The following is a 21,822-nucleotide window of genomic DNA, read 5'->3' on the forward strand; positions in this document are numbered from 1 at the left end:
GAGCGAAGTCGAGACACGTTTGCGCTAACCGTGTCTCGACTTCGCTCGACACGAACGCGAGGTTGGGAAACGAGGGAGGGGGTTCAGTCCGAACCCGCCTCCAGCGCCAGCAGCGCGAACGTGGCGAGCCAGTGTTCGCCCATGTAATCGTCGGCCAGATGCGGCAGCGCGGCGGCCAGATGCCGCTCTGCCGCTGCCCGCGCGACCGGGACGACCGGATGATCCGCAGGCAGCGCCGCTGCAATCTCGCACCAGCACCACGCACGGCTGAGGTTCAGCCCATCGAGATGCGCGATCTTGCCGTCGCTGCGGTCTGACACCGTGGCGGGGGTGAACAGCGTCGCGGGCTGCATTCCTGCGCAGTCCGGCAGGAAGCCTTCGAACCACGCGGCAAAGTCCGTCCCCAGCACCCGGCTCATCACCAGCGCCTCGCACAGCGCCGGGGACAGGAACTCGTCGCCGCCCGGTTCCCACGCCTGACAGGCCCGGTCACCGCCGAACCATTCGCGCACCCGCGCATCGATCAGGCTGGCCAGTGCGGGATCGCGAGTCCCAGCCCAGTCCCGCGCCAGCACCAACGCGAAGGCGGAATTGTAGTGCGTGCCGACCCGGATCGGATACGTCTGTTTGGGCAGGAAATCATGCAGCCGCTGCGCGAACGCCCGCGCGAACGGCTCGGCCAGTGCCGCCCACGGCGCATCGTGCAGCGCCAGTTCGGCATGGAGCGCCAGCGCCCAGCCCCAGCCATAGGGCCGCTCAAACCCGCGCGCCGATGGCCGGGCGAGGTAATCCGTTTCCGTTGCCCAGTTTTCGGGCGTGAACGCCCGCGCGGCATGGGCGCGCACGGCTGCCGCCTCCGGCAAATCCGGGAACCGCCGGGCGAGGCGCAGGACCTGCCAATAACCATGCACGCACGAATGCCAGTCAAAGCTGCCGTGAAAGATCGGGTGCAAGGCGCTGGGGCTTTGCACGTCCGCAGGGCCGTCCAGCACGTGATCGAGCTTGTGCGGATATTCGCGGCCGAGATGGCCCAGCGTCAGCGCCATGAAGCGCGCGGCGGTATCAGCGTTCAGGTCAGTCATGGAAAAGCCAGCCAGTAGATCAGCGCGATGTTGACGACCAGCAGCGGCAGCGCGGTGGCAATCTGCGCCTTGACCACTGCGTTGCGGTCCGTCAGTTCCAGCAGCGCGGCGGGGACGATGTTGAAGTTGGCGGCCATCGGGGTCATCAGCGTGCCGCAGAACCCCGCCAGCATCCCGATGGCGCAGACAATCGCGGGATCGCCCTGATATTCACCGATCAGCAGCGGCAAGCCAATCGCCGCCGCCATCACCGGGAACGCGGCAAAGGCATTGCCCATCACCATCGTGAACAGCGCCATCCCCAGCCCATAGGCGATCACCGCGCCCAGCAGGCTGCCATCCGGGATCACGTCCGCCATCAGCCCGCCGACGACATCGCCCACCCCCGCCAGCGCGAAGACCGCGCCCAGGCTGGCCAGCATCTGCGGCAGGATGCCCGCCCAGCCGACCGCGTCCATCAGCCGCCGGCCTTCTTCCAGCGGCACCAGCGGCGCAGGCCGCAGCCACGCCGCCCCCGCGCCCAGCGCCAGCACCACACCCAGCGCCAGGCTGACCAGCGTCACCTGTCTGGCATCAACCAGCGCGGGGAACTGCTTGAACAGGAACGTCCCCGCCAGCGCGGTTGCCGGGATCACCAAGGCCAGCAGGAACAGGCGGTTGCCGTGCCGGTCCGCATTGGCGGCGCGTTCCTCTGCCGCGCTGCCGCCCGTGCCTTTGCCCAGCCCGCGCAAGCCCGCGATGCCGACCAGCGCCACCACCAGCACGCCGTTGCCGAAATCGCCCAGCCGGTCCCCCGCCAGCATCGACAGCGCCAGCAGCGCCCAGAAGCCCGTGTTGGCGAACCGGCGCGGATTGCTCGCATCGCGCGCCGACAGCAGCGCGAACGCGGTGAACGTCAGCCCGGCGAGGACATAGACTTGTGCCAGTCCGATCATGCGGCAGCCCTCCGGTCAACCGTCACCCCCGGCCTCCGCGCCCGCCCGTCCCGAGCTTGTCGAAGGGCTGCTTTTCTTCCCGCCCCATGCGCCCCTGCCCGCAAGCAAGGACAGTCCTTCGACAAGCTCAGGACGGGCGGGGTTTGCGGGTGAGGGAAGGTTACGTGGATCATGCGCCCGCTCCCCGCTGGCGCAGCTTGCGCCCTTGCCGCCACAGCCGGAAGCCGTGGATCAGGAACGCGAAAATCGCGGTCGGGATCGCCCAGACCGACAGGTCGAACGGGGCGAGAATGATCCCCTGCTGCTCCATGAAGCCCTTCATCAGCAGGATCGAGCCGATGGCGATGAAGATGTCCTCGCCAAAGAACAGCCCGACGTTGTCGGTCGCGGCGGACATGGCTTTCACCTGTTCGCGCTCCGCGTCCGACAGCGGCCCGGTTTCCTCTGCCGCCGCTTCGGCCATCGGCGCGACCAGCGGGCGGACGGTCTGCGCGTGGCCCGCGACCGAGGTCAGCCCCAGCGCCGCCGTCGCCTGCCGCAGCAGCAGATAACCGGTCAGCAAGCGGCCATACGTCGCGCCTTTCATGCCCGCGATCAGCCCCCGCGCGCGTTCCTGCAAGCCATAGCGTTCCAGCAGGCCGATCACGGGCAACACGATCCACACCACGCTGACATAGCGGGTATCGTTGAACGCCTTGCCGAAGGCGGAAACGATGGCGACAAGGTCCAGCCCTGCCGCAACGCCCGTCGCCAGCGCGGCGCTGACCACCACCAGCAGCGGATTGAACCGCAGCACGAACCCGGTGACCATCACCACAATGCCGGACAAGACCCAGTAGTTCATCGTTTTCCGTATCCCCCGCCGCCCGGTGTTTCGATCACGATCACGTCACCCGCCGCAACCATGACGCTGGCGGTCGAATCCAGCACTTGGGTCGCGCCGGACGCGCGCAGCACGCTGGTCCGCCCGCAGGCCCCGTCCGCACCGCCGTGCAAGCCAAACGGCGGCACCTTGCGGCGGTTGGACAGGATGCCCGCTTCCATCGGTTCCAGAAACCGCAGCCGCCGCACCGCGCCGTCGCCGCCCCGGTGCGCGCCTGCGCCGCCCGAACCGCGCCGGATCGAAAACTCCTCCAGCAGCACCGGAAAGCGGGTTTCCAGCACTTCGGGATCGGTCAACCGGCTGTTGGTCATGTGGGTCTGGACCGCACTGGCCCCGTCGAAGTCCGGCCCCGCGCCCGCGCCGCCGGCGATGGTTTCGTAATACTGGTAGCGGTCCGTGCCGAACGTGAAGTTGTTCATCGTCCCCTGCGCCGCCGCCATCGCCCCGAACGCGCCGAACAGTGCATCGGTCACCGCCTGGCTGGTTTCGACATTCCCCGCGACCACGGCCGCCGGATAGCGCGGGCGCAGCATCGATCCTTCGGGCACGACAATCGTTACCGGGGCGAGGCAGCCCTCGTTCATCGGGATTGGATCGTCGATCATGGTGCGCAGGACATACATCACCGCCGCCCGCACGACCGAGAACGGCGCGTTGAAATTGCCGGGCAGCTGATCGCTGGTGCCGGTGAAGTCGATCGTCACGTGGCGCGCGGCATGGTCCACCCGCACCGCAAGCCTGATCACCGCGCCGTTGTCCATCGCATAGGAAAACGCGCCGTCTGCCAGCCGTCCGATCAATCGCCGCACGGCTTCTTCGGCATTGGCGTGGACGTGATGCATATAGGCGGCAACCACATCGCGGCCATGCTCGGCGCAGGCCCGCTCCAGCCCCGCCGCGCCGCGCGCGCAGGCGGCGACCTGGGCGGCAAGGTCCGCGATGTTCTGATCGACATTGCGCGACGGCAGCGGCCCGGCGGACAGCAGCGCGCGCAGTTGCCCCTCACAGAACCGGCCTTCGTCGACCAGCAGGACGTTCTCCAGCAGGACGCCTTCATCCGCGATGGTCCGGCTGTTCGGCGGCATCGAGCCCGGCGCAATTCCGCCGACATCGGCATGATGCCCGCGCGCGGCGACGAAGAAATCGGGGGCTGCGCTGGCATCATCGACGAACACCGGCAGCACCACCGTTATGTCGGGCAAGTGCGTTCCCCCGGCATAAGGCGCGTTGAGGACATAGGCATCGCCGCGCCGCACGCCGCGCCCGTCGCGGCCATCCGCCCGCTCCCGCAGCACCGCCTGCACGCTTTCCCCCATCGATCCCAGATGGACCGGCATATGCGGCGCATTGGCGACCAGCCGCCCGGCAGCATCGAACAGCGCGCAGGAAAAATCGAGCCGCTCGCGGATGTTGACCGAGGTGGCACTGCGGGCGAGCGCGCTGCCCATTTCCTCGGCAATCGCCATGAACAGCCCGTTGAAGATTTCCAGCCGGACCGGATCGACCGCTGTCCCGCTGGCAACCGTGACCGCGCGCGGGGCATGGCGGGTGAGGCGCAGGCTGCCATCGCCATCAACCGTGACGCGCCAGCCGGGTTCGACCACGGTCGTCGCCAGCGCGTCGATCACAATCACCGGGCCGTTCGCGGTGAACCCCGCCGCCAGCGCCGCGCGGTCCCACACCGGGGTGTCCTGCGCTGCCCCGGCCAGATAGCAACTGGACTGACCCAGCGGCGTGCCGGTGGCGGTGGGCAGCGGCCAGGCGATCTGCGCAGCGGTAATATCCTCGGCCGCCGCTTCAACCCGCACCCGATCCACCACCAGCGCGCCCGCGCCGTCATAGCCAAACTGCGCGCGGTGCGCCGCAGCAAAGGCCGCTGCCAGTTCATCGACCGGCCCCGTCGGCAGTTCGATGGCGTTTTCGGACCCTTCGCGGCGCAGGAACAGGCTGGCCTCAACCCGGCTGGGCGGCATGTTCAGCTGCTCCGCCGCCTCGTCCGCCAGGGCAGCGCGGACCTGCTCCACCGCCGCTTCCACCCCGGCCACCAGCGGCAGGCCCAGCGTGCGTTCACGCACCGCCGCCTCGCTCGCCAGCCCCATGCCATAGGCGGAAAGCACCCCGGCGAGCGGATGGACCAGCACCGTGCCGATCCCCAGCGCATCGGCGACCAGACAGGCATGCTGGCCCCCGGCCCCGCCGAAACAGGCGAGTGCATAGCCGGTCACGTCATGCCCGCGCGCCACGGAGATCTGCTTGATCGCGTGGGCCATGCCCGCAACGGCGATGCTGATGAACCCTTCGGCCAGCGCCTGCGGCGTCAGGTCCTGCCCGGTTTCGGCGGCCACTTGCACGGAGAGCGCGGCAAACTTGCGCTCTACCACCGCCCGGTCGAGCGGCTGGTCGCCGGTCGGGCCGAACAGGCGCGGAAAGTGATCGGGGATCAGCTTTCCCAGCAGCACGTTGCAGTCCGTCACCGTCAGCGGACCGCCATTCCGGTAACACGCCGGACCCGGCACTGCGCCTGCGCTTTCCGGGCCGACCACCAGCCGTCCGGCATCGAACCGGCAGATCGATCCGCCGCCCGCCGCAACCGTGTGGATGCGCAGCATCGGCGCGCGAATGCGGACATTGGCGACGCGGGTTTCGCTGTCGCGTTCAAACGCCCCGGCATAGTGGCTGACATCGGTCGAGGTGCCGCCCATGTCGAATCCGATCACGCGGGCTTCGCCGGACGCTTCTGCCGTCCGCGCCATGCCGACGATCCCGCCGGCCGGGCCGGACAGGATCGCATCCTTGCCCCGGAACCGCGCGCCGTCGATCAGCCCGCCGCTGCTCTGCATGAACAACGGGCGGATATGGCCACCCAGCTGGCCGGAGAACTGATCGACATAGCGCCGCAGCACCGGCGAGAGATAGGCATCGACCAGCGTGGTATCGCCGCGCCAGATCAGCTTGATCAGCGGCGCGACTTCGTGGCTGACCGATACTTGCGTGAACCCGGCGGCGCGGGCCAGTTCCGCCAGCCGGGCCTCGTGCGCGGTAAAGCGGTAGCCGTGCATCAGCACGATGGCGATGGCGCGCAGCCCGTCCGCCACGGCAGCGGCAAAAGCGGTGCTGGCGGCGTCCTCATCCAGGGCGCGCACCACATTGCCGGATGCATCGACCCGCTCGTCGATCTCGATCACGCGGGCGTGGGGCGGCTCGGGCAATTCGATTTTCCGCACGAACAGCTCTGGCCGGTCCTGCGTGCCGATCCGCAGGGCATCGCCAAAACCGCGCGTGATCGCCAGTACGCATGGTTCGCCCTTGCGTTCCAGCAGCGCGTTGGTGGCGACCGTGGTGCCCATCCGCACGTCAGCTGGGGGCAGCGGCGCATCGCCCGCGCCGGTCAGGCTGCGGATGGCATGGGCGGCGGCATCGGCGGGGCGGTTGGGGTCTTCGGACAGCAGCTTGGCGGTCAGAATCCGGCCATCGGGCGTGCGCGCGACGACATCGGTGAACGTGCCGCCGCGATCGATCCAGAACTGCCAGCGCGGCGCCGGGGAAATGCTCATCTGCCCGTCATAGCCGCTGCGCCGCGCCTTTCAATCGGCGGCCGCGCAATCAGTCGCGGATTGCAACGGCGTCCGCCGGCGTGACCACGATCACCACCCGGCGGTTTTCGGCGCGGCCCGCTTCGCTTTGGTTGTCCGCGATCGGATCGCTTTCACCCAGCCCGATCGGACGAACGGCCGCATCGGGCAGCCCGCCGCCAACCATCGCGGCTTTCACCGTTGCGGCGCGGCGTTCGGACAATTGCTGGTTGTATTCCGCGCTGCCCGTGGAATCGGTGTGGCCTTCCACGATGGCCCCGTTGATTCCGACGCTGGTCAGGCTGCGGGTCAGCTTGTCCAGCGTGGCAACCATTTCCGGCACCAGATCGGCCTTGTCGACTTCGAACAGCAGGCGATCGGAAATGCCCAGTTCGAAATTCTCACCGACCGGCTTGAACCCCTGCTCGGTCAGCAGCGCAACCTGCTTGGCCGAAAAGGCCGGTTTGGACGGCGTGGTCTGGCACGCAGCCAGCAGCGCCATCAGAACAATCAGCAACCCGTTACGCATTCTCAATTCCTTCAAATCCTGCCGAGCGGCGGCCACGCTTGCGCAAATACATTTCCGCATCGGCGCGGCGCAGCAAATCCTGCGGTGACACCCCGTCATCAGGGTAAACCGCCACTCCGATGCTGAGCGTCGAAGTGGCAAACAGCCCGTTCGGCAGCCGGAACGGACGTTCCATCGACTTGTCGATCCGGGCGCTGACCGCGTCCACGTGGGCGCGGTTATAGAACGGGGCGAGGACCACGGCGAATTCATCACCGCCCAGGCGGAAGGCGTGATCGACGTGGCGGATGCTCTGGCGCAGACGCTCGGCCACGGCAATCAGCGCGGCATCGCCGCATTCGTGGCCGTGCCGATCGTTGATATCCTTGAAGTGATCGACGTCCAGATACAGCACCGCAAAGCTGACCCCGCTGCGCACCGAACTGCCGATGGCATCGCCCAGCGTCTGTTCGAACAGCACGCGGTTGCCCAGCCCCGACAGCGAATCGTGCGTGGCGCGGCGGGCGAGTTCGGCGTTTTCCGATGTCAGCCCGGCGTGCCAGCCCTGCAATTCGGCCAGCAGCGCATTGAAATCCTGTCCGAAGCGGTCAATTTCGGCAATGCCGGACGATGGCACCCGCTTTTCAAAAGCCCGGTCGCTGCGGACCGAATGGGCCACATCGGCAACATGATCGAGCGGGCCGATCACGTCCTTTTGCAGGCGCTGCGCCAGGATGCGGGTGGCCAGCACAGTCAGCCCCAGGCACGACAGCGCGATGATCAGTCCCGCCAGGATATAGCGCAGCAGGCCTTCGGAATTGCCGTAGACCCGCACTTGCCCGATCACCACATCGCCGCGCTGGATCGCGGCCCGCGACGGGTCCGGCCAGATCACGCCGTTGGCAACGTCTTCGATCCCGGAATGCAGTTCGGCGTGGCTATGCTGCCAGTGGGCCAGCACCCGGCCCGCCGGATCGCGCACTTCGACCCGGTCGACCCCGCCGACGGCGGCGACCGAAACAAGGCCTTCGCGGATCGCGTCCGCATCGCCGAACACCACCGCCGGTTCCACCGTATAGCTGACAGTGCGGGCGATCAGATCCAGGTTGCGCTGGGCATAGTTGCGGATCACGATCCCGCCGCTGACCACCAGACTGGCCGCCGCCAGCGCAACCGCAAACAGGATCAGCCGCAAATGCACGCGGCCCAGAATCTGCGCCAGCGTGGGCAGCGCGGCCGACTGTGCGGCGCTTGAGGACATGCCAAAAATCCTGCGCAGGGCCATGATCAGCGCCCCCCCTGCGATATGCGCAGCACGCGCGGATCGACTTTCAGGCCAGACCGGGCAATCGCGTCGATGTTCATCCGGAACGTCACGGCCTGCGGGGGAAACAGCAGGCAGAACATCGCCTGGCTGCGGCAATCGGGGTCAGCTTCGGCAATGGTGAGCACGCCGCGCCCACGCGCCTGCGCGGTCAATATGCGCATGTCCGGCATTGCCACCCGGCCGATATAGAGCGCATCGCACGCGGCCGGGGCAAACCCGGTCAACGCCACTGTCCGGCGCTCAATCAGGCGGCCATCGGCCAGCCGGAGATCGTCCAGCCGTTCGGCATGGGCGGCGGGACCGACCACGCACAGCGTGACCGGATTCTGCCGGGTGGGCCAGCTGGTATATTCGGTTATCGACTGCACAATCCGCCCGACCGGGGCCGCATAAGGGTCATTCGCCCCGCCCGCGACCGGCACAAGCACAAGGTCCGCCGCACCCACCAAGGGCACGGCGGCCAGCGCAAGCAGCGCGATCCGCAAACGATTGGCAACTTTCATTTCGACCCTGATCCTTGCCAGACCAACCTTGCCCTTTGCCTGAACCCACCGGAAAGGCAAGGATTTGTGGGTATTTCGTTTACGTGGAACTAACCGTTGCAACCGGACCGCGCCTGCCGGATTGGTTTCCATGGTAACCAGTGCTAGGGCGGGCCAATCGCTTTTTACCGGAGAAGCCGCCTTGCCCGCCCCGCAGAATCGCACCCTGTTGCGCCGCGCCTATCGCCCGGACGAAGAAACCTGCCTGGCCGAACGGCTGCTGCAAGCCGCCCCCGCCAGCGCGGTCCACCCCGCCGCGCAGGCGCTCGCCGCCCGGCTCGTCACCGGCGCGCGGGCGCACAAGGCCAGCGGGTTGGACGCGTTCCTGCAAACGTATGGCCTTGGCACCGAAGAAGGCATCGCGCTGATGTGTCTGGCCGAAGCGCTGCTGCGCGTCCCCGATGCCGCCACTGCCGATGCGCTGATCCACGACAAGCTGGCCGGAATCGACTGGTCGGACCGGCTGGGCGACAGCGGCAGCACGTTCGTCAATGCCGCCACGTTCTCGCTGATGCTGACGGGGCAAGTGCTGCAACAGCGGCGCGAGGCCGCGGGCGGGCTGGGCGCATCGCTGAAGCGCGCGGTCGGACGGCTGGGCGAACCGGTGATCCGGCAGGCAACCTTGCAGGCGATGAAGATCCTGGGCGGGCAGTTCGTGTTCGGCCGGACAATCGACGAAGCGCTGGCGCGCGCCGCGCCCGAACGCAAGGAGGGGCTGACTCACAGCTTCGACATGCTGGGCGAAGCGGCGATGACCTTTGCCGATGCGGAACGCTACCGCCAATCCTACGCCGCCGCGCTCGACCGGATCGCGGCGGAGGCGGGCGAGGGCGTGGTCCGCTCCCCCGGCATTTCGGTGAAGCTCTCCGCGCTCTATCCGCGCTATGACTTCTATCATGCCGAGGCCGCGAAGGCCGCGCTGGTGCCGATGCTGCGCGAACTGGCAGCCAAGGCGCGCGATGCCGACATTCACTTCACCATCGACGCCGAAGAGGCTGAGCGGCTGGAGCTGTCGATGGACATCATCGCAGCGCTGGTGGCCGATGACAGCCTGTTCGCGGGCGGCTGGCAGGGGTTCGGCCTCGCGCTGCAAGCCTATCAGAAACGCGCGGTGCCGTTGGTCGACTGGGTAGCACAGCTGGCGCGGCGGCATGGCCGCCGGATCATGGTGCGGCTGGTCAAGGGCGCGTACTGGGACAGCGAGATCAAGCTGGGGCAGGTCGGCGGCCACGGCGATTACCCGGTGTTCACCCGCAAGGTCGCGACCGACGTGTCCTATCTCGCCTGCGCAGGCCGGATGCTGGCCGCGAGCGACGCGATCTATCCCGCGTTCGCCACCCACAATGCCTACACCATCGGCGCAATCAAGGCGCTGGCGGGCACCGCGCAGTTCGAATTCCAGCGGCTCCACGGCATGGGCGAGGACGTCTATGCCGAACTCGCCCGGATCGAGGCAGCGGACGGTGTGGCCCGAACTCCGGTGCGGATTTACGCGCCCGTCGGCGGGCACAAGGAACTGCTGGCCTATCTGGTCCGCCGCCTGCTGGAAAACGGGGCGAACTCATCCTTCGTCAACCGGATGGCCGATGCCGAAGTGCCGGTGGCGGAGCTGACCGGCGATCCGGTGGCGGAACTCGCCGCGCTCTCCCCGCGCCGCAATCCGGCGATCCCGCTGCCCACCGCGCTGTTCGCCCCGCGCGCCAACAGTGCGGGCATGGACCTGGCCGATCCACTGGTGCGCGCGCCCTTGCTGGAAAGCATGGACGAGCTACGCAGCTTTTCCGGCTGGACCGCCGCCCCGACCGCCGAAGTCGCGCCCGCTGCCGCGCCGCGCCCGGTACAGTCGCCGCATGACCGCGCGGTGGTGGTCGGCCACTGCCGCGATGCCCGGCCAAACGAAGTTTCCACCATGATCGAGCGCGCGCTTATCGCCCAGCCGGACTGGGACGCGCGCGGCGGCGCAAGCCGGGCCGTGCTGCTGGAAGCGGTGGCCGACCAGTATGAAGCCCACCGCGACGCGTTCCTGTCGCTCTGCCAGCGCGAGGCCGGCAAGACCCTGACCGACGCCGTGCTGGAACTGCGCGAAGCGGTCGATTTCCTGCGCTATTACGCCGCCGAGGCGCGGCGCCTGTTCACGCCGGAGGGCGAGGCGCTGCCCGGCCCGACGGGTGAGAGCAATCGCCTGACCCTGCACGGCTGCGGGGCGTTCGTGGCAATCGCCCCGTGGAACTTCCCGCTGGCGATCTTCACCGGGCTGATCGCGGGACCGCTGGCGGCAGGCAACACCGTGCTGGCCAAACCGGCTGAACAGACCCCGCTGATCGCGGACCTGGCGGTGCGCCTGTTCCGCGAAGCCGGGGTGCCGGACGGCGCGGTGCAGCTCGTCCCCGGCGACGGCACGGTCGGCGCGCTGCTGACTGGCGATCCCCGCATCGCGGGCGTGGCCTTCACCGGATCGACCGAAACTGCCCGCGCGATCAACCGCAGCCTGGCCAGTCGCGACGGGCCGCTGGCGCAGTTCGTCGCGGAAACCGGGGGGCAGAACGCGATGATCGTCGATTCCTCCGCCCTGCCCGAACAAGTCACGCGCGACGTCGTCGCCTCTGCCTTCCAGAGCGCGGGGCAGCGCTGTTCGGCGCTGCGGGTGCTCTGCCTGCAGGACGATATCGCCGATGCGATGTTGGAGATGATCCGCGGCGCGTTCGAGGCGCTGGTGATCGGCGACCCCGAAGACCTTACCACCGATGTCGGCCCGGTGATCGATGCCGAGGCGAAGGCGGCGCTGGACGCCCACGTGGTCGCGATGCGCGCCGCCGGGCACACCGTGTGGCAGCGTGATTTGCCAGAGGCTTGCGCGAACGGCACCTTCGTCGGCCCCGCGATCATCCAGATCGACAGCATCCGCCAGCTGGACCGTGAACAGTTCGGCCCGGTGCTGCACATCGCGCGCTTCGCTGCCGACGGGCTGGAGCAGGTCATCGCCGATATCAACGCTTGCGGTTATGGCCTGACGCTGGGCGTCCACACCCGGATCGACAACACCCGGCGGCTGGTGCAGGCACGGGCGAAAGTCGGCAACCTCTACGTCAACCGCAACCAGATCGGCGCGGTCGTCGGCAGTCAGCCGTTCGGCGGCGAAGGGCTGTCCGGCACTGGTCCCAAGGCGGGCGGGCCGCACTATGTGGCGCGCTTCGCGACCGAGCGCGTGACCTGCATCGACACCACTGCGGCAGGCGGCAATGCCAGCCTGATGGCCGGCGGATAGCATGACGCACCGCTGGGTGTGACAGGATCGCGATTCCCCCCTTGCCCTTGTTAATCGCCCGGTTAAACTGCCCGCCGGGAGAATATAATGGATCAGGCAACTTACGACCGCTTGCTGGCGAAAGCCCAGCGCACTGCAGACTTGTTCACGTTCGACGACTTTATCCGGTTCTGGGCCGCTGACCGCCCGGAGCGACTGGCGATGGACGGAGACGACCTGCGCTTCGACTTCGCCGGACTTGAGGACGCGACCGCCCGCGTCGCCAGCGCGCTGCTGGCCATGGGCGTGGCCAAGGGCGACCGGATCTGCTGGTTCGGCAAGAACAGCGTCACCTATTTCACGCTGTTTTTCGGCGCGGCGCGTGCGGGCATCGTGATGGTCCCGGTCGGCTGGCGACTGGCCGAGCCCGAGGCCGCCTTCATCATCGACAATGCCGATGCCAGGCTGCTGTTCCTGGGCGACGGGTTCGAAGCCTGCGCCGCCACGCTGGGCACCCGCCCCGGCCTGCTGCGCTGCTTCACCGCCGATCAGGCCCGCAAGCTGATCGCCGAAGCCCCGCGCGCGGCGTTCGAGCCATCCGGCGCGGACGAAGCGGTGCTGCAACTCTACACCTCCGGCACCACCGGCAACCCGAAAGGCGCGGTGCTGTCCAACCGCAACCTGTTCGGGCTGCGCAAGGCCAGCCTGGACAATCCGCCCGAACACACCCTGTGGGACGAGGATGAGGCCGTGCTGGTCGCCATGCCGTGCGCGCACATCGGCGGCACGGGACTGGGCGTGATGGCGCTGGCGGCGGGCCTGCCGGGCGTGGTGCTGACCGAATTCGATCCGGTGCGGGTGTTCGATGCAGTCGAAAATCGCGGCGTCACCCGGTTCTTCATCGTGCCCGCCGCGCTGGCGCTGCTGTTGAACCATCCGGACTGCGCGAAGACCGATTTCAGCCGGATCAAGTATATCCTCTATGGGGCCAGTCCGATCCCGCTGGAATTGCTGCGTGAATGCATCGCGATGTTCGGCGCACAGTTCGTCCAGAATTACGGGATGACCGAAACCACCGGCACGATCTGCATCCTGCCGCCCGAAGACCACTCGGTCGAAGGCAATGAGCGGATGCGGTCGGCCGGAAAGCCGCTGCCGGGCGTGGAAATGATCATTCGCGGGCCAGACGGTCAGCCGATGCCCACGGGCGAGATCGGGGAAATCTGCACCCGTTCATCCAGCAACATGCTGGGCTACTGGAAGCTGCCCGAAGCGACCGCCAGCACGATGGATGCGGACGGGTGGATCGCCACCGGCGACGTCGGCTACATGGATCCGGACGGCTATGTCTATATGTTCGACCGGGCCAAGGACATGATCATCACCGGCGGCGAAAACGTCTATCCGGCGGAAGTCGAAAGCGGGATCTATGGCCATCCGGACGTGCTGGAAGTGGCCGTGATCGGCGTGCCGGATGAAAAGTGGGGCGAAGCGGTCAAGGCCGTCTGCGCGCCCAAACCCGGCCACACCATCGATCCCGCCAGCATCATCGCCTGGGCGCGCGAACGCGTCGCGGGCTTCAAGGTGCCCAAGAGCGTCGACGTGATCGACGCCCTGCCCCGCAACCCCAGCGGCAAGATCCTGCGCCGATCCTTGCGCGAACCATACTGGGCGGGCCGCGAACGCCAGATCAACTGAGGTAACCACACCGCAAAGCCCTTCCCCGGTGGGGAAGGGTTGGGATGGGGGTTCTGCCCTCTCCCGGTGACGACCCCACCCCAACCCCTCCCCACCGGGGAGGGGCAATATTGTCTCGACTTCGCTCGACACGAACGGATCGGGGATTATTGTGTTCCGGAACGATTTAGGAGAGCCCCATGTCCGAACCCCTGCCCGGTGCCAAGGAGCACATCGACGCCGCCCTTCGCCAAAGCGCGGTGATCGATGACCTGCCCGCCGACACGGCGCTGATCCCGATTGCCAAAGTGGGCGTGATCGGCGCAGGCACGATGGGCGGGGGGATCACCATGAACTTCCTGACCGCGGGCATCCCCGTCACCATCGTCGAGCGTGAACAGGCCGCGCTGGACCGGGGCGTGGAGGTGATGGGCAAGAACTATGCCGCCAGTGTCAAACGCGGGCGGATCGAGGCCGCCGACGCCGGAGCGGCGATGGCGCGGCTGACCCCGGCGCTCGATTTCAGCGCGCTGGCCGACTGCGATCTGGTGATCGAGGCGGTCTATGAATCGATGGAGGTGAAGCAGGATGTCTTCTCCCGGCTGGACGCGATTCTGAAGCCCGGCGCGATCCTGGCCAGCAACACCAGCTATCTCGACGTCGATGAAATCGCCAGTGTCACCAGCCGCCCCGAAGCCGTGCTGGGGATGCACTTTTTCTCCCCCGCCAACATCATGAAGCTGCTGGAAGTGGTGCGCGGGGCAAAGACCGGCGCGAGCCAGCTGGCGACCGTGATGCAGCTGGCGGGCAAGATCCGCAAAGTGCCGGTCGTATCGGGCGTGTGCCACGGCTTCATCGGCAACCGGATGCTGGCCAAACGCCAGGAACAGGCCAACGCGCTGATCATGGAAGGCGCGGCCTATTTCGACATCGATCAGGTGCTGCTGGACTTCGGCTTTCCGATGGGACCGTTCCAGATGGGCGATCTGGCCGGGCTGGACATCGGCTGGCACCGCGATCCCAGCAAGGTCACCACCGTGCGCGAGGCGCTGTGCGCCGCCGGGCGCTGGGGCCAGAAAACCGGCAAGGGTTTTTACGACTATGACGAGAACCGCCAGCGCACGCCCTCAGCTGAAGTGCAGGCGATCATCGCCGAGTTCGCCACCCGCGAGGGCGTGCCGCAGCGCACCGTCACGCGCGAGGAAATCTTCGAGCGGCTGATCTATCCGATGATCAACGAAGGGATGCTGATCCTGGACGAAGGGATCGCCCAGCGCGCCTCGGACATCGATCTGGTCTGGCTCAACGGCTATGGCTGGCCCGCGTGGACCGGCGGTCCGATGTACTGGGCCGCGCATCAGGGGCTGGACAAGGTGGTCGCGGGGCTGAAGCGCTATGGGTTGCCGGTCTGCGACAAGCTGGCCCGCGATGCGGGGTAGATCCTACCACGCCCACACAATCCGTCATGCTGAACTTGTTTCAGCATCCATTTCTCCGCCAGCGCGGATCGTGGTCTGCTGGCGCAAACGGCTCAGCTGATTGTCATCCAAGGCAACTGCCTTCGCGGCATGATGGATGCTGAACCAAGTTCAGCATGACGAAGTGGCGGGGGTGGGGAGCGCCCAGCCCTCATCGCGCCCGGGGAATGCAGCTTTCGCGCGGCAGCCCGGAAAATCGGTCGCAATTGTAAAGCACGATCTCCGCACCCGCCGGATCGCGGGTGAAGCTGAATTGCAGGCTGGCGCGGGCGGCGGGTGGCAGCGGGAACGCGGCTGGCACATCGGCGCGGGCGCCCCAGCCCAGCACCCGGCAGGTCGCATCCGGCTTGCACAGCTTGCGCGCAATCGCCGCCGCATCCGCCGCGCTGGACGCCGCATCGATCACCACGAAGTTGGCGCGGCCTGACGCATCGCGCATCTCAACCTGCCCGCCGGTCACTGCCGGGGTATCGGCGGGCAGGTCTGGCGGCGGCAGGGCCGCCTCGGTCGCCGCCGGATCAGGACCGGCGAGCAGCGGGCGGATATCCGGCTCCCCCCCGCGATAGGGCAGGCGGCCCGCCGCCTTGCTGCCCCAGTATCCCGGCCAGCGCAGGAACAGGTGGGTTTCGACGCGGGCCAGCTTGACCAGTTTCGGGCTCCACCATGGGAACACCCAGTCGGTATGGTAATGCGTGGCGTTGCCGACCGGCGCATAGATCCCGCCGTTCAGCGCCTCCACCGCGCGCGCGCGCGCCGCCAGCCACGCGGGGTCGCTATAGCGCCGCGCCAGCGAGCCATCGCAGGTGAAGGTGAACTGACAGCCGGTCCGCCGCAGCGATCCTTCGAACACCACCCCGCACACGGTCTGGGCAAACGCGGGGTGGCGCACCCGGTTGAGCACGACCTGAATCACCGCGCGCTGGCCCGGATCGCTCGGCCCCGCTTCTGCCAGGGCAGCGAGCGCGAGGCATTCGGTCGCGCGGGCCAGATCGACCGGACTGCCGGAAAAACGGAACCGCGCCGCCGGTTCGATCCGCCCGGCATAGAACGGCACGGCGGCATTGCGCGCGCGCGCTTCGTCCATCGGCAGCAGCGGCGCGCCGTTCAGCAGCGGGGCATCCCCGCCGCGCCCGGGTAGTTCGGCCAGATCCGCCCCGAGCCGCGTTTCAGCCAGCGTGATCGCATCGAGGTTCGGCGGTTCCAGACCGGACAGCTGGCAGGCGACGATCACAGCCAGCACCGGCCCCGCGCCAAGTGCGGCGGGCAGGACTTTTCGCACGGCAGGGGGAAGGAAAGGCGGGACCATCATCAGTCACGCAGCCATGCACCGAAGCGCGCGGCAGATCAAACCGGCAGATCAGACCGGCGCTTCAGACCGGCGCTTCAGACCGGCAGGCCGACGTAGTTTTCCGCAATGCTCGTCTGCGCGGCCACGCTGCTGGCGATGTAATCGAGTTCCGCCACCTGCATCGCGCGCTCAAACGGCCCATCGCCGGGAAAGCGGTGCATCAGCTTGGTCAGGGACCAGCTGAACCGTTCCGATTTCCACACCCGCGCCAGCGCCTTCGCCGAATAGCCCGCAATCGCATCGTTGTCGGCGCGCGCAAAGAACGCGGTCAGCGCGGCGGCAGCGTAATGCACGTCGCTCGCGGCCAGGTTCAGGCCCTTGGCCCCGGTCGGCGGCACGATATGCGCCGCATCGCCGCACAGCAGCAGGCTGCCGTAACGCATCGGTTCGAACACATAGGACCGCAGCGGCGCGATCGACTTTTCGATTGCGGGGCCGCGCGTGATATTGGCCGCCGCAGCGGGGCCAAGCCGGATCGCCAGTTCATCCCAGATCCGCTCGTCGCTCCAGTCCTCGATCCGCTCGGTCAGCGGCACGTCGATGTAATAGCGGCTGCGGGTGTGGCTGCGCATCGACGCCAGTGCGAACCCGCGTTCGTGGTTGGCATAGATCAGTTCGGGATGGCACGGCGGCACATCGGCCAGAATGCCCAGCCAGCCGAACGGATAGACCAGCTCATACTCACGCGCTGCGCTGGACGGAATCGCCTTGCGGCTGGGACCGTGAAACCCGTCGCAGCCGACAATGAAGCGCGCGTCCAGCCGCTGGTCTGCCCCGTCATGGCGATAAGTCACAAACGGCGCGTCGCCCGCGATGGCGTGGACGGCAACGTCTTTTGCACCATAGAGCACCGGCAGGCCGCGCGCGGGGGCGGCGTCCATCAGATCACGGGTGATTTCGGTCTGGCCATAGACGACCACCGTCTGGCCGGTCAGCCCGGCCACGTCGATCCGGATCAACCGTTCGCCATCGGCCAGATTGAACCCTTCCTCGACCAGCCCTTCGGCCCGCAGCCGCGTGTCCAGGCCCAACCGTTCCATCAGCTCGACGGTCACCTGTTCCAGCACCCCGGCGCGAATGCGCGACAGCACATAGTCCGGCATCTGCCGTTCCAGCACCACGCAGTCGATGCCTTCGGCCCGCAGCAAGTGGCCCAGAAACAGCCCCGCCGGTCCCGCGCCAATGATGGCGACCTGGGTTTTCATGCCACGATTCTCCCGCGCTTGTTACTGCACCGGGCTAGCGCTGCCAGACGCGTCCGGCCATGGCGGTTTCGGCCATTAACTTGCACTTTTCGATCAGGCCGCGCCGATCGCGGCCACCGCGCCCAACCGGACACCGCAAGAACGCAGCAGTGGAAACGACTGGTCCGCATCCGGATGGCGGTTTACCTCGCCGCGCCCTTGGCGCAGACTCGTGCGCGAAGGCCCGTGCACGGAGGAGAGGGTACGATGAACCTGCTGAAAACGGCCCTGCTGCCGCTGGCCGCACTGACGCTTGGCGCTTCGGCCACGGCCCAGTTGCCCCCGCCGGAAACGATCAGCCCGGTCCGTCGCACGGCGGTTCCGCTCGGTGTCCCGTGCGCCGGGGCAGAACAGTGGGAACGGATGTTTGAACAGGTCAACGTCCGCAATGTTACCTGCCCGGCGGTCTATCCGGTGCTGCCCCGGCCGGGCAAGAGCAACGGCAAATCGGTGATCGTGGTCCCCGGCGGAGGTTACCAGTTCGTCTCGATCGAGCAGGAAGGGTTTCGGGTGGCCGATGCCCTGGCCGCGCGCGGCTACAGCGCGTTCGTGCTGAAGTATCGCACGGCCGAAACCCCGCGCGACAACGCGGCCTATATGGCAAAGCAGGCGCTGCTGTTCAGCAGCCTGGGCAAGCGCGAACTGGCGGACCACCCGCCCGCCGTCGATGATCTGGCGGCAGCACTGCGGATGGTCCGGGACGAAGCCGGCCAACGCGCACTGGACCCCGCGCAGATCGGCGTGATCGGCTTTTCCGCGGGCGCACGCTCGGCGATCCGCCTGCTGGAAGGGCGGGATGAGGGCGCGCTGGCCGACAACATCGCCCTGATCTATCCACCGATGGGGCACGCGGTAAACGGCGGTCCCCGCCCCCCGCTGTTCCTGGCCATCGCGGTGGATGATCCACTGTTCAAGCAAGGCCGGTTGGGCCTGCTGAGCGCCTGGCTGGCCGAGAGTCCAAAGGCCGAGTTCCACCTCTATTCGGCTGGCTCCCACGGCTTTGGCATGGGCACCAAGGGCACCACCAGCGACCTGTGGATCGACCAGTATATTGCCTGGCTCGACCGGCATTAGGCGGGCACACGGGGCCGTGGCCCAGGGTGGCGGTTCATCAATGGACAGGGATCGAAACTATCGGATAGCTTCTGCGCTGCGGTCCGTGACAGGCTGCAAGGCAATCAACCGGGAGAAACCAGCATGAGCCGCCGCTTCGTCGACCTGTCGATCACCCTGTGCAACGACGTGGTCACCGATCCGCCGTTCATGAAGCCGCAGATCGATTATCAGACCCACACCGATACCCGGCCGGAACTGGAAATGTTCTTTCCGGGGGTGAAGTTCGATGAAATGCGCGGCGGTGACGTGGGCTTTTGCGGGGCGGAGTGGGTCAGGCTGACCACGCACAGCGGCACCCACGTCGATGCGCCGTGGCATTACCACCCCCGGCAGGATGCCGGGCTGGGCAACACCCGGTCCGCCCAGACGATCGACGAAATGCCGTTGGAATGGTTTTTCCAGCGCGGGGTGAAACTGGATTTCCGCCATTTCGCGGACGGCTATGTCGCCACCGCTGCTGATATCGAGGCTGAGCTGAGCCGGATCGGCCACACCCTTGAGCCGCTCGATATCGTCGTGGTCAACACCGCAGCTGGCAGCGCGGTCGGCCAGCCGGACTATGTCAGCCGGGGCTGCGGCGTGGGTTATGAAGGGACGATGTATATGCTGGAACGCGGCGTGCGCGTGACCGGCACCGATGCCTGGTCATGGGACGCCCCGTTCATCCATACCAAGCAGAAGTATGAAGCAACCGGCGATGCCCGGCTGATCTGGGAAGGCCACCGCGCCGGGGCCGACATCGGCTATTGCCACATCGAAAAGCTGCACAATCTGGAAGCGATCCCGTCAACCGGGTTCATGGTCAGCTGTTTCCCGCACAAGATCAAGGCTGCCAGCGCGGGCTGGACCCGCGCTGTCGCCATCTTTGACGACTGAACCGGCTGGCTGCCGGAAGGTCCGGACGGTGAACGCCTGAGGCACGCGCCTTATGCGGCCAGGGCGCTGTCCGCCTCGATCCGTTCGATCGCGGCATGGATCGCGGCGGCGGCGGCCGGGACCAGATTGTGCTCGAACAGGGTCAGGTGCCGCTTCAGCGTGCGCCGGACCGTGCCGGACCCTTCGCCGCCGGGCTCGCCCAGTTCCAGGAAGTGTTCCAGACCATAGCGCAGGATGATCGTGGCGTTGATCGCCAGATCGCGCAGCCGGTCGCGCGGCCAGTCGAGCAGGCCCGCATCGGCCAGTGCGGCCAGGTGCGCCTCGATCTGTTCGAACGTCCGCTCCAGCCATTGCGGCGCGTTGGCGCTGACCAGCGCAGCACTTTCGCCGTAACCGCGCTGGTCGCGGTAGAGGAAGCGGAAGGCGCGAAACTCGGCCATCAGCGCGCGCAGCAACGCGCCGTAACTGGCGACCGGATCAGCCCCGGGGCGCAAGGCCAGCCGCGCCTCGATCTCATGCGCGAAACGCTCTCCCAGTGCATCGAGCAGCGCGGCGCGGGTCTTGAAATGATACCACAGGTTGCCTTCGGCCATGCCCAGATGCGCCGCCAGCGCGGCGGTCGTCACCTGGGCATAGCCGTGGGCATTGAACAACCGCCGCGCCTGTTCGACGATGCGCGCTTTCGTTCCTGTGGTTCTGGCCTTCATCAGTAGCGCGATAGTTCAACCTGCATCGACTTGTAACCATGTACGAAGCAGGCTGGCACGCGCGTCGGTTCACCGATCACGTTAACGCGCAGGCGCCGCTTCGCCAATTCCTCCAGCAGCGTGCACAGCTGGAGTTCTGCAACCCGGGCACCCACACAGCGGTGGATTCCGTACCCGAAGGACAAGTGGCGGCGCGCGTTTTCGCGGTCCACCTTGATCGCGTCGGCGTCCTTGAAGACGCTCTCGTCGCGATTGGCCGAAAGATACCACAGCACGACCTTGTCGCCCTTTTTCATGGCGACGCCGTCCACTTCGGTATCTTCCAGCACCGTCCGGCGCATGTGCGCCAGCGGGGTCTGCCAACGCACCAGTTCCTGGACCGCGTTGGGGATCAGGTCCGGGTTCGCCTCAAGCTTTGCGCGTTCATCGGGGAACTGCGACAGGCCATAGGCGAACGCCGACATCGAATTGCGGGTGGTATCGTTGCCGCCCACGATCAGCAGGATCAGGTTGCCCATGAATTCCTGCTCGCTCATGTGGTTCATCGCATCCGAGCGCAGCATGACCGAGATCAGGTCCTTGCCCGGATTGGCGGCCTTTTCCTGCCACAGCGCGGCGAAAGCGGCACCCATTTCGCCCAGCGCGGCATTGCGGCGGGCGTGATCCTCCGGCGATTTCATCAGTTCGACGTCGCCGCCCATGTCGGACCAGTAGGTCAGCTTGTGGCGCTGGTCCCACGGGAAGTCGAACAGCCGGGCCAGCATGCCCGTGGTCAGTTCGATCGAAACGCGCTCCACCCAGTCGAACGCTTCGCCGACGGGCAGCGCATCGAGCACTTGCGCGGTGCGCTGCTGCACTTCGGCTTTCAGCGCAGCGACTTCGCTCGGCCCGAACGACGGGGCGATGGTGCGGCGCTGCGCGGTGTGTTCGGGCGGGTCCATCGCAATGAACATCGGCATCCGCATCTCGCCCTGGGCCGGCTTCTCCACGTCCCCCGCGATCGAGATGCCGCCATATTCCCAGCTGGAAGAGAAAATCCTGGGCAGCGCCTCGATATGCACGATCGGCTTGTGCGTGCTGACCGACCAATAGGGGCCAAAACCGGATTCCGGAACGAACTGGATCGGCGCTTCGGCGCGCAGGCGGCGGAACAGGTCCTGCCAGCGGTCCTCGGCATAGAGTTCAGCGCGGCTGACGTCGATCGGGGCAAGCGGCGCAACACTGCGCGCCAGAGTAGCGGCTTCGGTCATGGCAATCCTCTCCCGGCAGCGCTTGTTGCGCCT

16 protein-coding genes are annotated in these 21,822 nt (G+C 67.2%); 5 read left to right on the top strand and 11 right to left on the bottom strand.

Annotation, left to right across the window (positions count from 1 at the left end):
* Nucleotides 1–83: 83 nt before the first annotated feature.
* The 7 genes from Q8Q53_RS02735 to Q8Q53_RS02765 all read right to left on the bottom strand — a co-directional run bounded on the left by Q8Q53_RS02735 (nucleotide 84) and on the right by Q8Q53_RS02765 (nucleotide 8,810).
* The gene (locus tag Q8Q53_RS02735; protein WP_305700219.1) at nucleotides 84–1,082 is read right to left on the bottom strand and encodes a DUF2891 domain-containing protein; all 999 of its coding nucleotides are present in this window, start codon (nucleotides 1,080–1,082) and stop codon (nucleotides 84–86) included.
* A complete protein-coding gene (locus Q8Q53_RS02740) occupies nucleotides 1,079–2,017 on the bottom strand; it encodes a DUF979 domain-containing protein (protein ID WP_305700220.1) in 939 nt (312 codons plus the stop codon). Before Q8Q53_RS02740 ends, Q8Q53_RS02735 begins: the two co-directional genes overlap by 4 nt.
* A 169-nt stretch (nucleotides 2,018–2,186) precedes the next feature.
* Nucleotides 2,187–2,861 carry a DUF969 domain-containing protein gene (locus Q8Q53_RS02745; protein WP_305700221.1) on the bottom strand — a complete coding sequence of 225 codons (675 nt, stop codon included), beginning with the start codon at nucleotides 2,859–2,861 and terminating at the stop codon, nucleotides 2,187–2,189.
* Nucleotides 2,858–6,454: a hydantoinase B/oxoprolinase family protein gene (locus tag Q8Q53_RS02750; RefSeq protein ID WP_305700222.1), complete on the bottom strand. Its 3,597-nt coding sequence runs from the start codon at nucleotides 6,452–6,454 to the stop codon at nucleotides 2,858–2,860. The genes Q8Q53_RS02745 and Q8Q53_RS02750 overlap by 4 nt, the downstream gene beginning before the upstream one ends.
* Before the next feature lie 49 nt (nucleotides 6,455–6,503).
* Nucleotides 6,504–7,001, bottom strand: a complete 498-nt coding sequence (locus Q8Q53_RS02755; protein ID WP_305700223.1) for an OmpA family protein — start codon at nucleotides 6,999–7,001, stop codon at nucleotides 6,504–6,506.
* Complete coding sequence (locus Q8Q53_RS02760; RefSeq protein ID WP_305700224.1) at nucleotides 6,994–8,241, bottom strand: diguanylate cyclase domain-containing protein; 1,248 nt, start codon at nucleotides 8,239–8,241, stop codon at nucleotides 6,994–6,996. Before Q8Q53_RS02760 ends, Q8Q53_RS02755 begins: the two co-directional genes overlap by 8 nt.
* 26 nt (nucleotides 8,242–8,267) lie before the next feature.
* A complete protein-coding gene (locus Q8Q53_RS02765) occupies nucleotides 8,268–8,810 on the bottom strand; it encodes a YfiR family protein (protein ID WP_305700225.1) in 543 nt (180 codons plus the stop codon).
* A 130-nt stretch (nucleotides 8,811–8,940) separates the two neighbouring features.
* On the opposite strand from Q8Q53_RS02765, the gene putA reads away from it, so the two are divergent.
* The 3 genes from putA to Q8Q53_RS02780 all read left to right on the top strand — a co-directional run bounded on the left by putA (nucleotide 8,941) and on the right by Q8Q53_RS02780 (nucleotide 15,209).
* Entirely contained in the window at nucleotides 8,941–12,114 is a 3,174-nt protein-coding gene (gene putA, locus Q8Q53_RS02770) for a bifunctional proline dehydrogenase/L-glutamate gamma-semialdehyde dehydrogenase PutA (RefSeq protein ID WP_305700226.1), read from the top strand.
* 87 nt (nucleotides 12,115–12,201) lie between these two features.
* Nucleotides 12,202–13,791: a fatty acid--CoA ligase gene (locus Q8Q53_RS02775; protein ID WP_305700227.1), complete on the top strand. Its 1,590-nt coding sequence runs from the start codon at nucleotides 12,202–12,204 to the stop codon at nucleotides 13,789–13,791.
* 179 nt (nucleotides 13,792–13,970) lie between these two features.
* Nucleotides 13,971–15,209 (top strand): 3-hydroxyacyl-CoA dehydrogenase NAD-binding domain-containing protein, encoded by a 1,239-nt coding sequence (locus tag Q8Q53_RS02780; protein ID WP_371136491.1) that lies wholly within the window; start codon nucleotides 13,971–13,973, stop codon nucleotides 15,207–15,209.
* A 190-nt stretch (nucleotides 15,210–15,399) separates the two neighbouring features.
* Here Q8Q53_RS02780 and Q8Q53_RS02785 read toward each other — a convergent pair whose 3' ends face one another.
* Nucleotides 15,400–16,557, bottom strand: a complete 1,158-nt coding sequence (locus Q8Q53_RS02785) for a cell wall hydrolase (RefSeq protein ID WP_305700228.1) — start codon at nucleotides 16,555–16,557, stop codon at nucleotides 15,400–15,402.
* 74 nt (nucleotides 16,558–16,631) lie between these two features.
* Entirely contained in the window at nucleotides 16,632–17,801 is a 1,170-nt protein-coding gene (gene pobA, locus Q8Q53_RS02790; protein WP_305700229.1) for a 4-hydroxybenzoate 3-monooxygenase, read from the bottom strand.
* A 246-nt stretch (nucleotides 17,802–18,047) separates the two neighbouring features.
* Between pobA and Q8Q53_RS02795 the strand changes: the two genes are divergently transcribed.
* Complete coding sequence (locus tag Q8Q53_RS02795) at nucleotides 18,048–18,914, top strand: alpha/beta hydrolase (protein WP_305700230.1); 867 nt, start codon at nucleotides 18,048–18,050, stop codon at nucleotides 18,912–18,914.
* 123 nt (nucleotides 18,915–19,037) lie between these two features.
* The gene (locus Q8Q53_RS02800; RefSeq protein WP_305700231.1) at nucleotides 19,038–19,832 is read left to right on the top strand and encodes a cyclase family protein; all 795 of its coding nucleotides are present in this window, start codon (nucleotides 19,038–19,040) and stop codon (nucleotides 19,830–19,832) included.
* 50 nt (nucleotides 19,833–19,882) lie between these two features.
* Here the strand turns inward: Q8Q53_RS02800 and Q8Q53_RS02805 are convergent, their stop codons facing one another.
* The gene (locus Q8Q53_RS02805; protein ID WP_305700232.1) at nucleotides 19,883–20,539 is read right to left on the bottom strand and encodes a TetR/AcrR family transcriptional regulator; all 657 of its coding nucleotides are present in this window, start codon (nucleotides 20,537–20,539) and stop codon (nucleotides 19,883–19,885) included.
* The gene (locus tag Q8Q53_RS02810) at nucleotides 20,539–21,789 is read right to left on the bottom strand and encodes a cytochrome P450 (RefSeq protein WP_305700233.1); all 1,251 of its coding nucleotides are present in this window, start codon (nucleotides 21,787–21,789) and stop codon (nucleotides 20,539–20,541) included. Before Q8Q53_RS02810 ends, Q8Q53_RS02805 begins: the two co-directional genes overlap by 1 nt.
* Nucleotides 21,790–21,822 lie beyond the last annotated feature (33 nt).

The sequence above is a fragment of the Novosphingobium sp. genome, assembly GCF_030699305.1.
GTDB lineage: Bacteria > Pseudomonadota > Alphaproteobacteria > Sphingomonadales > Sphingomonadaceae > Novosphingobium.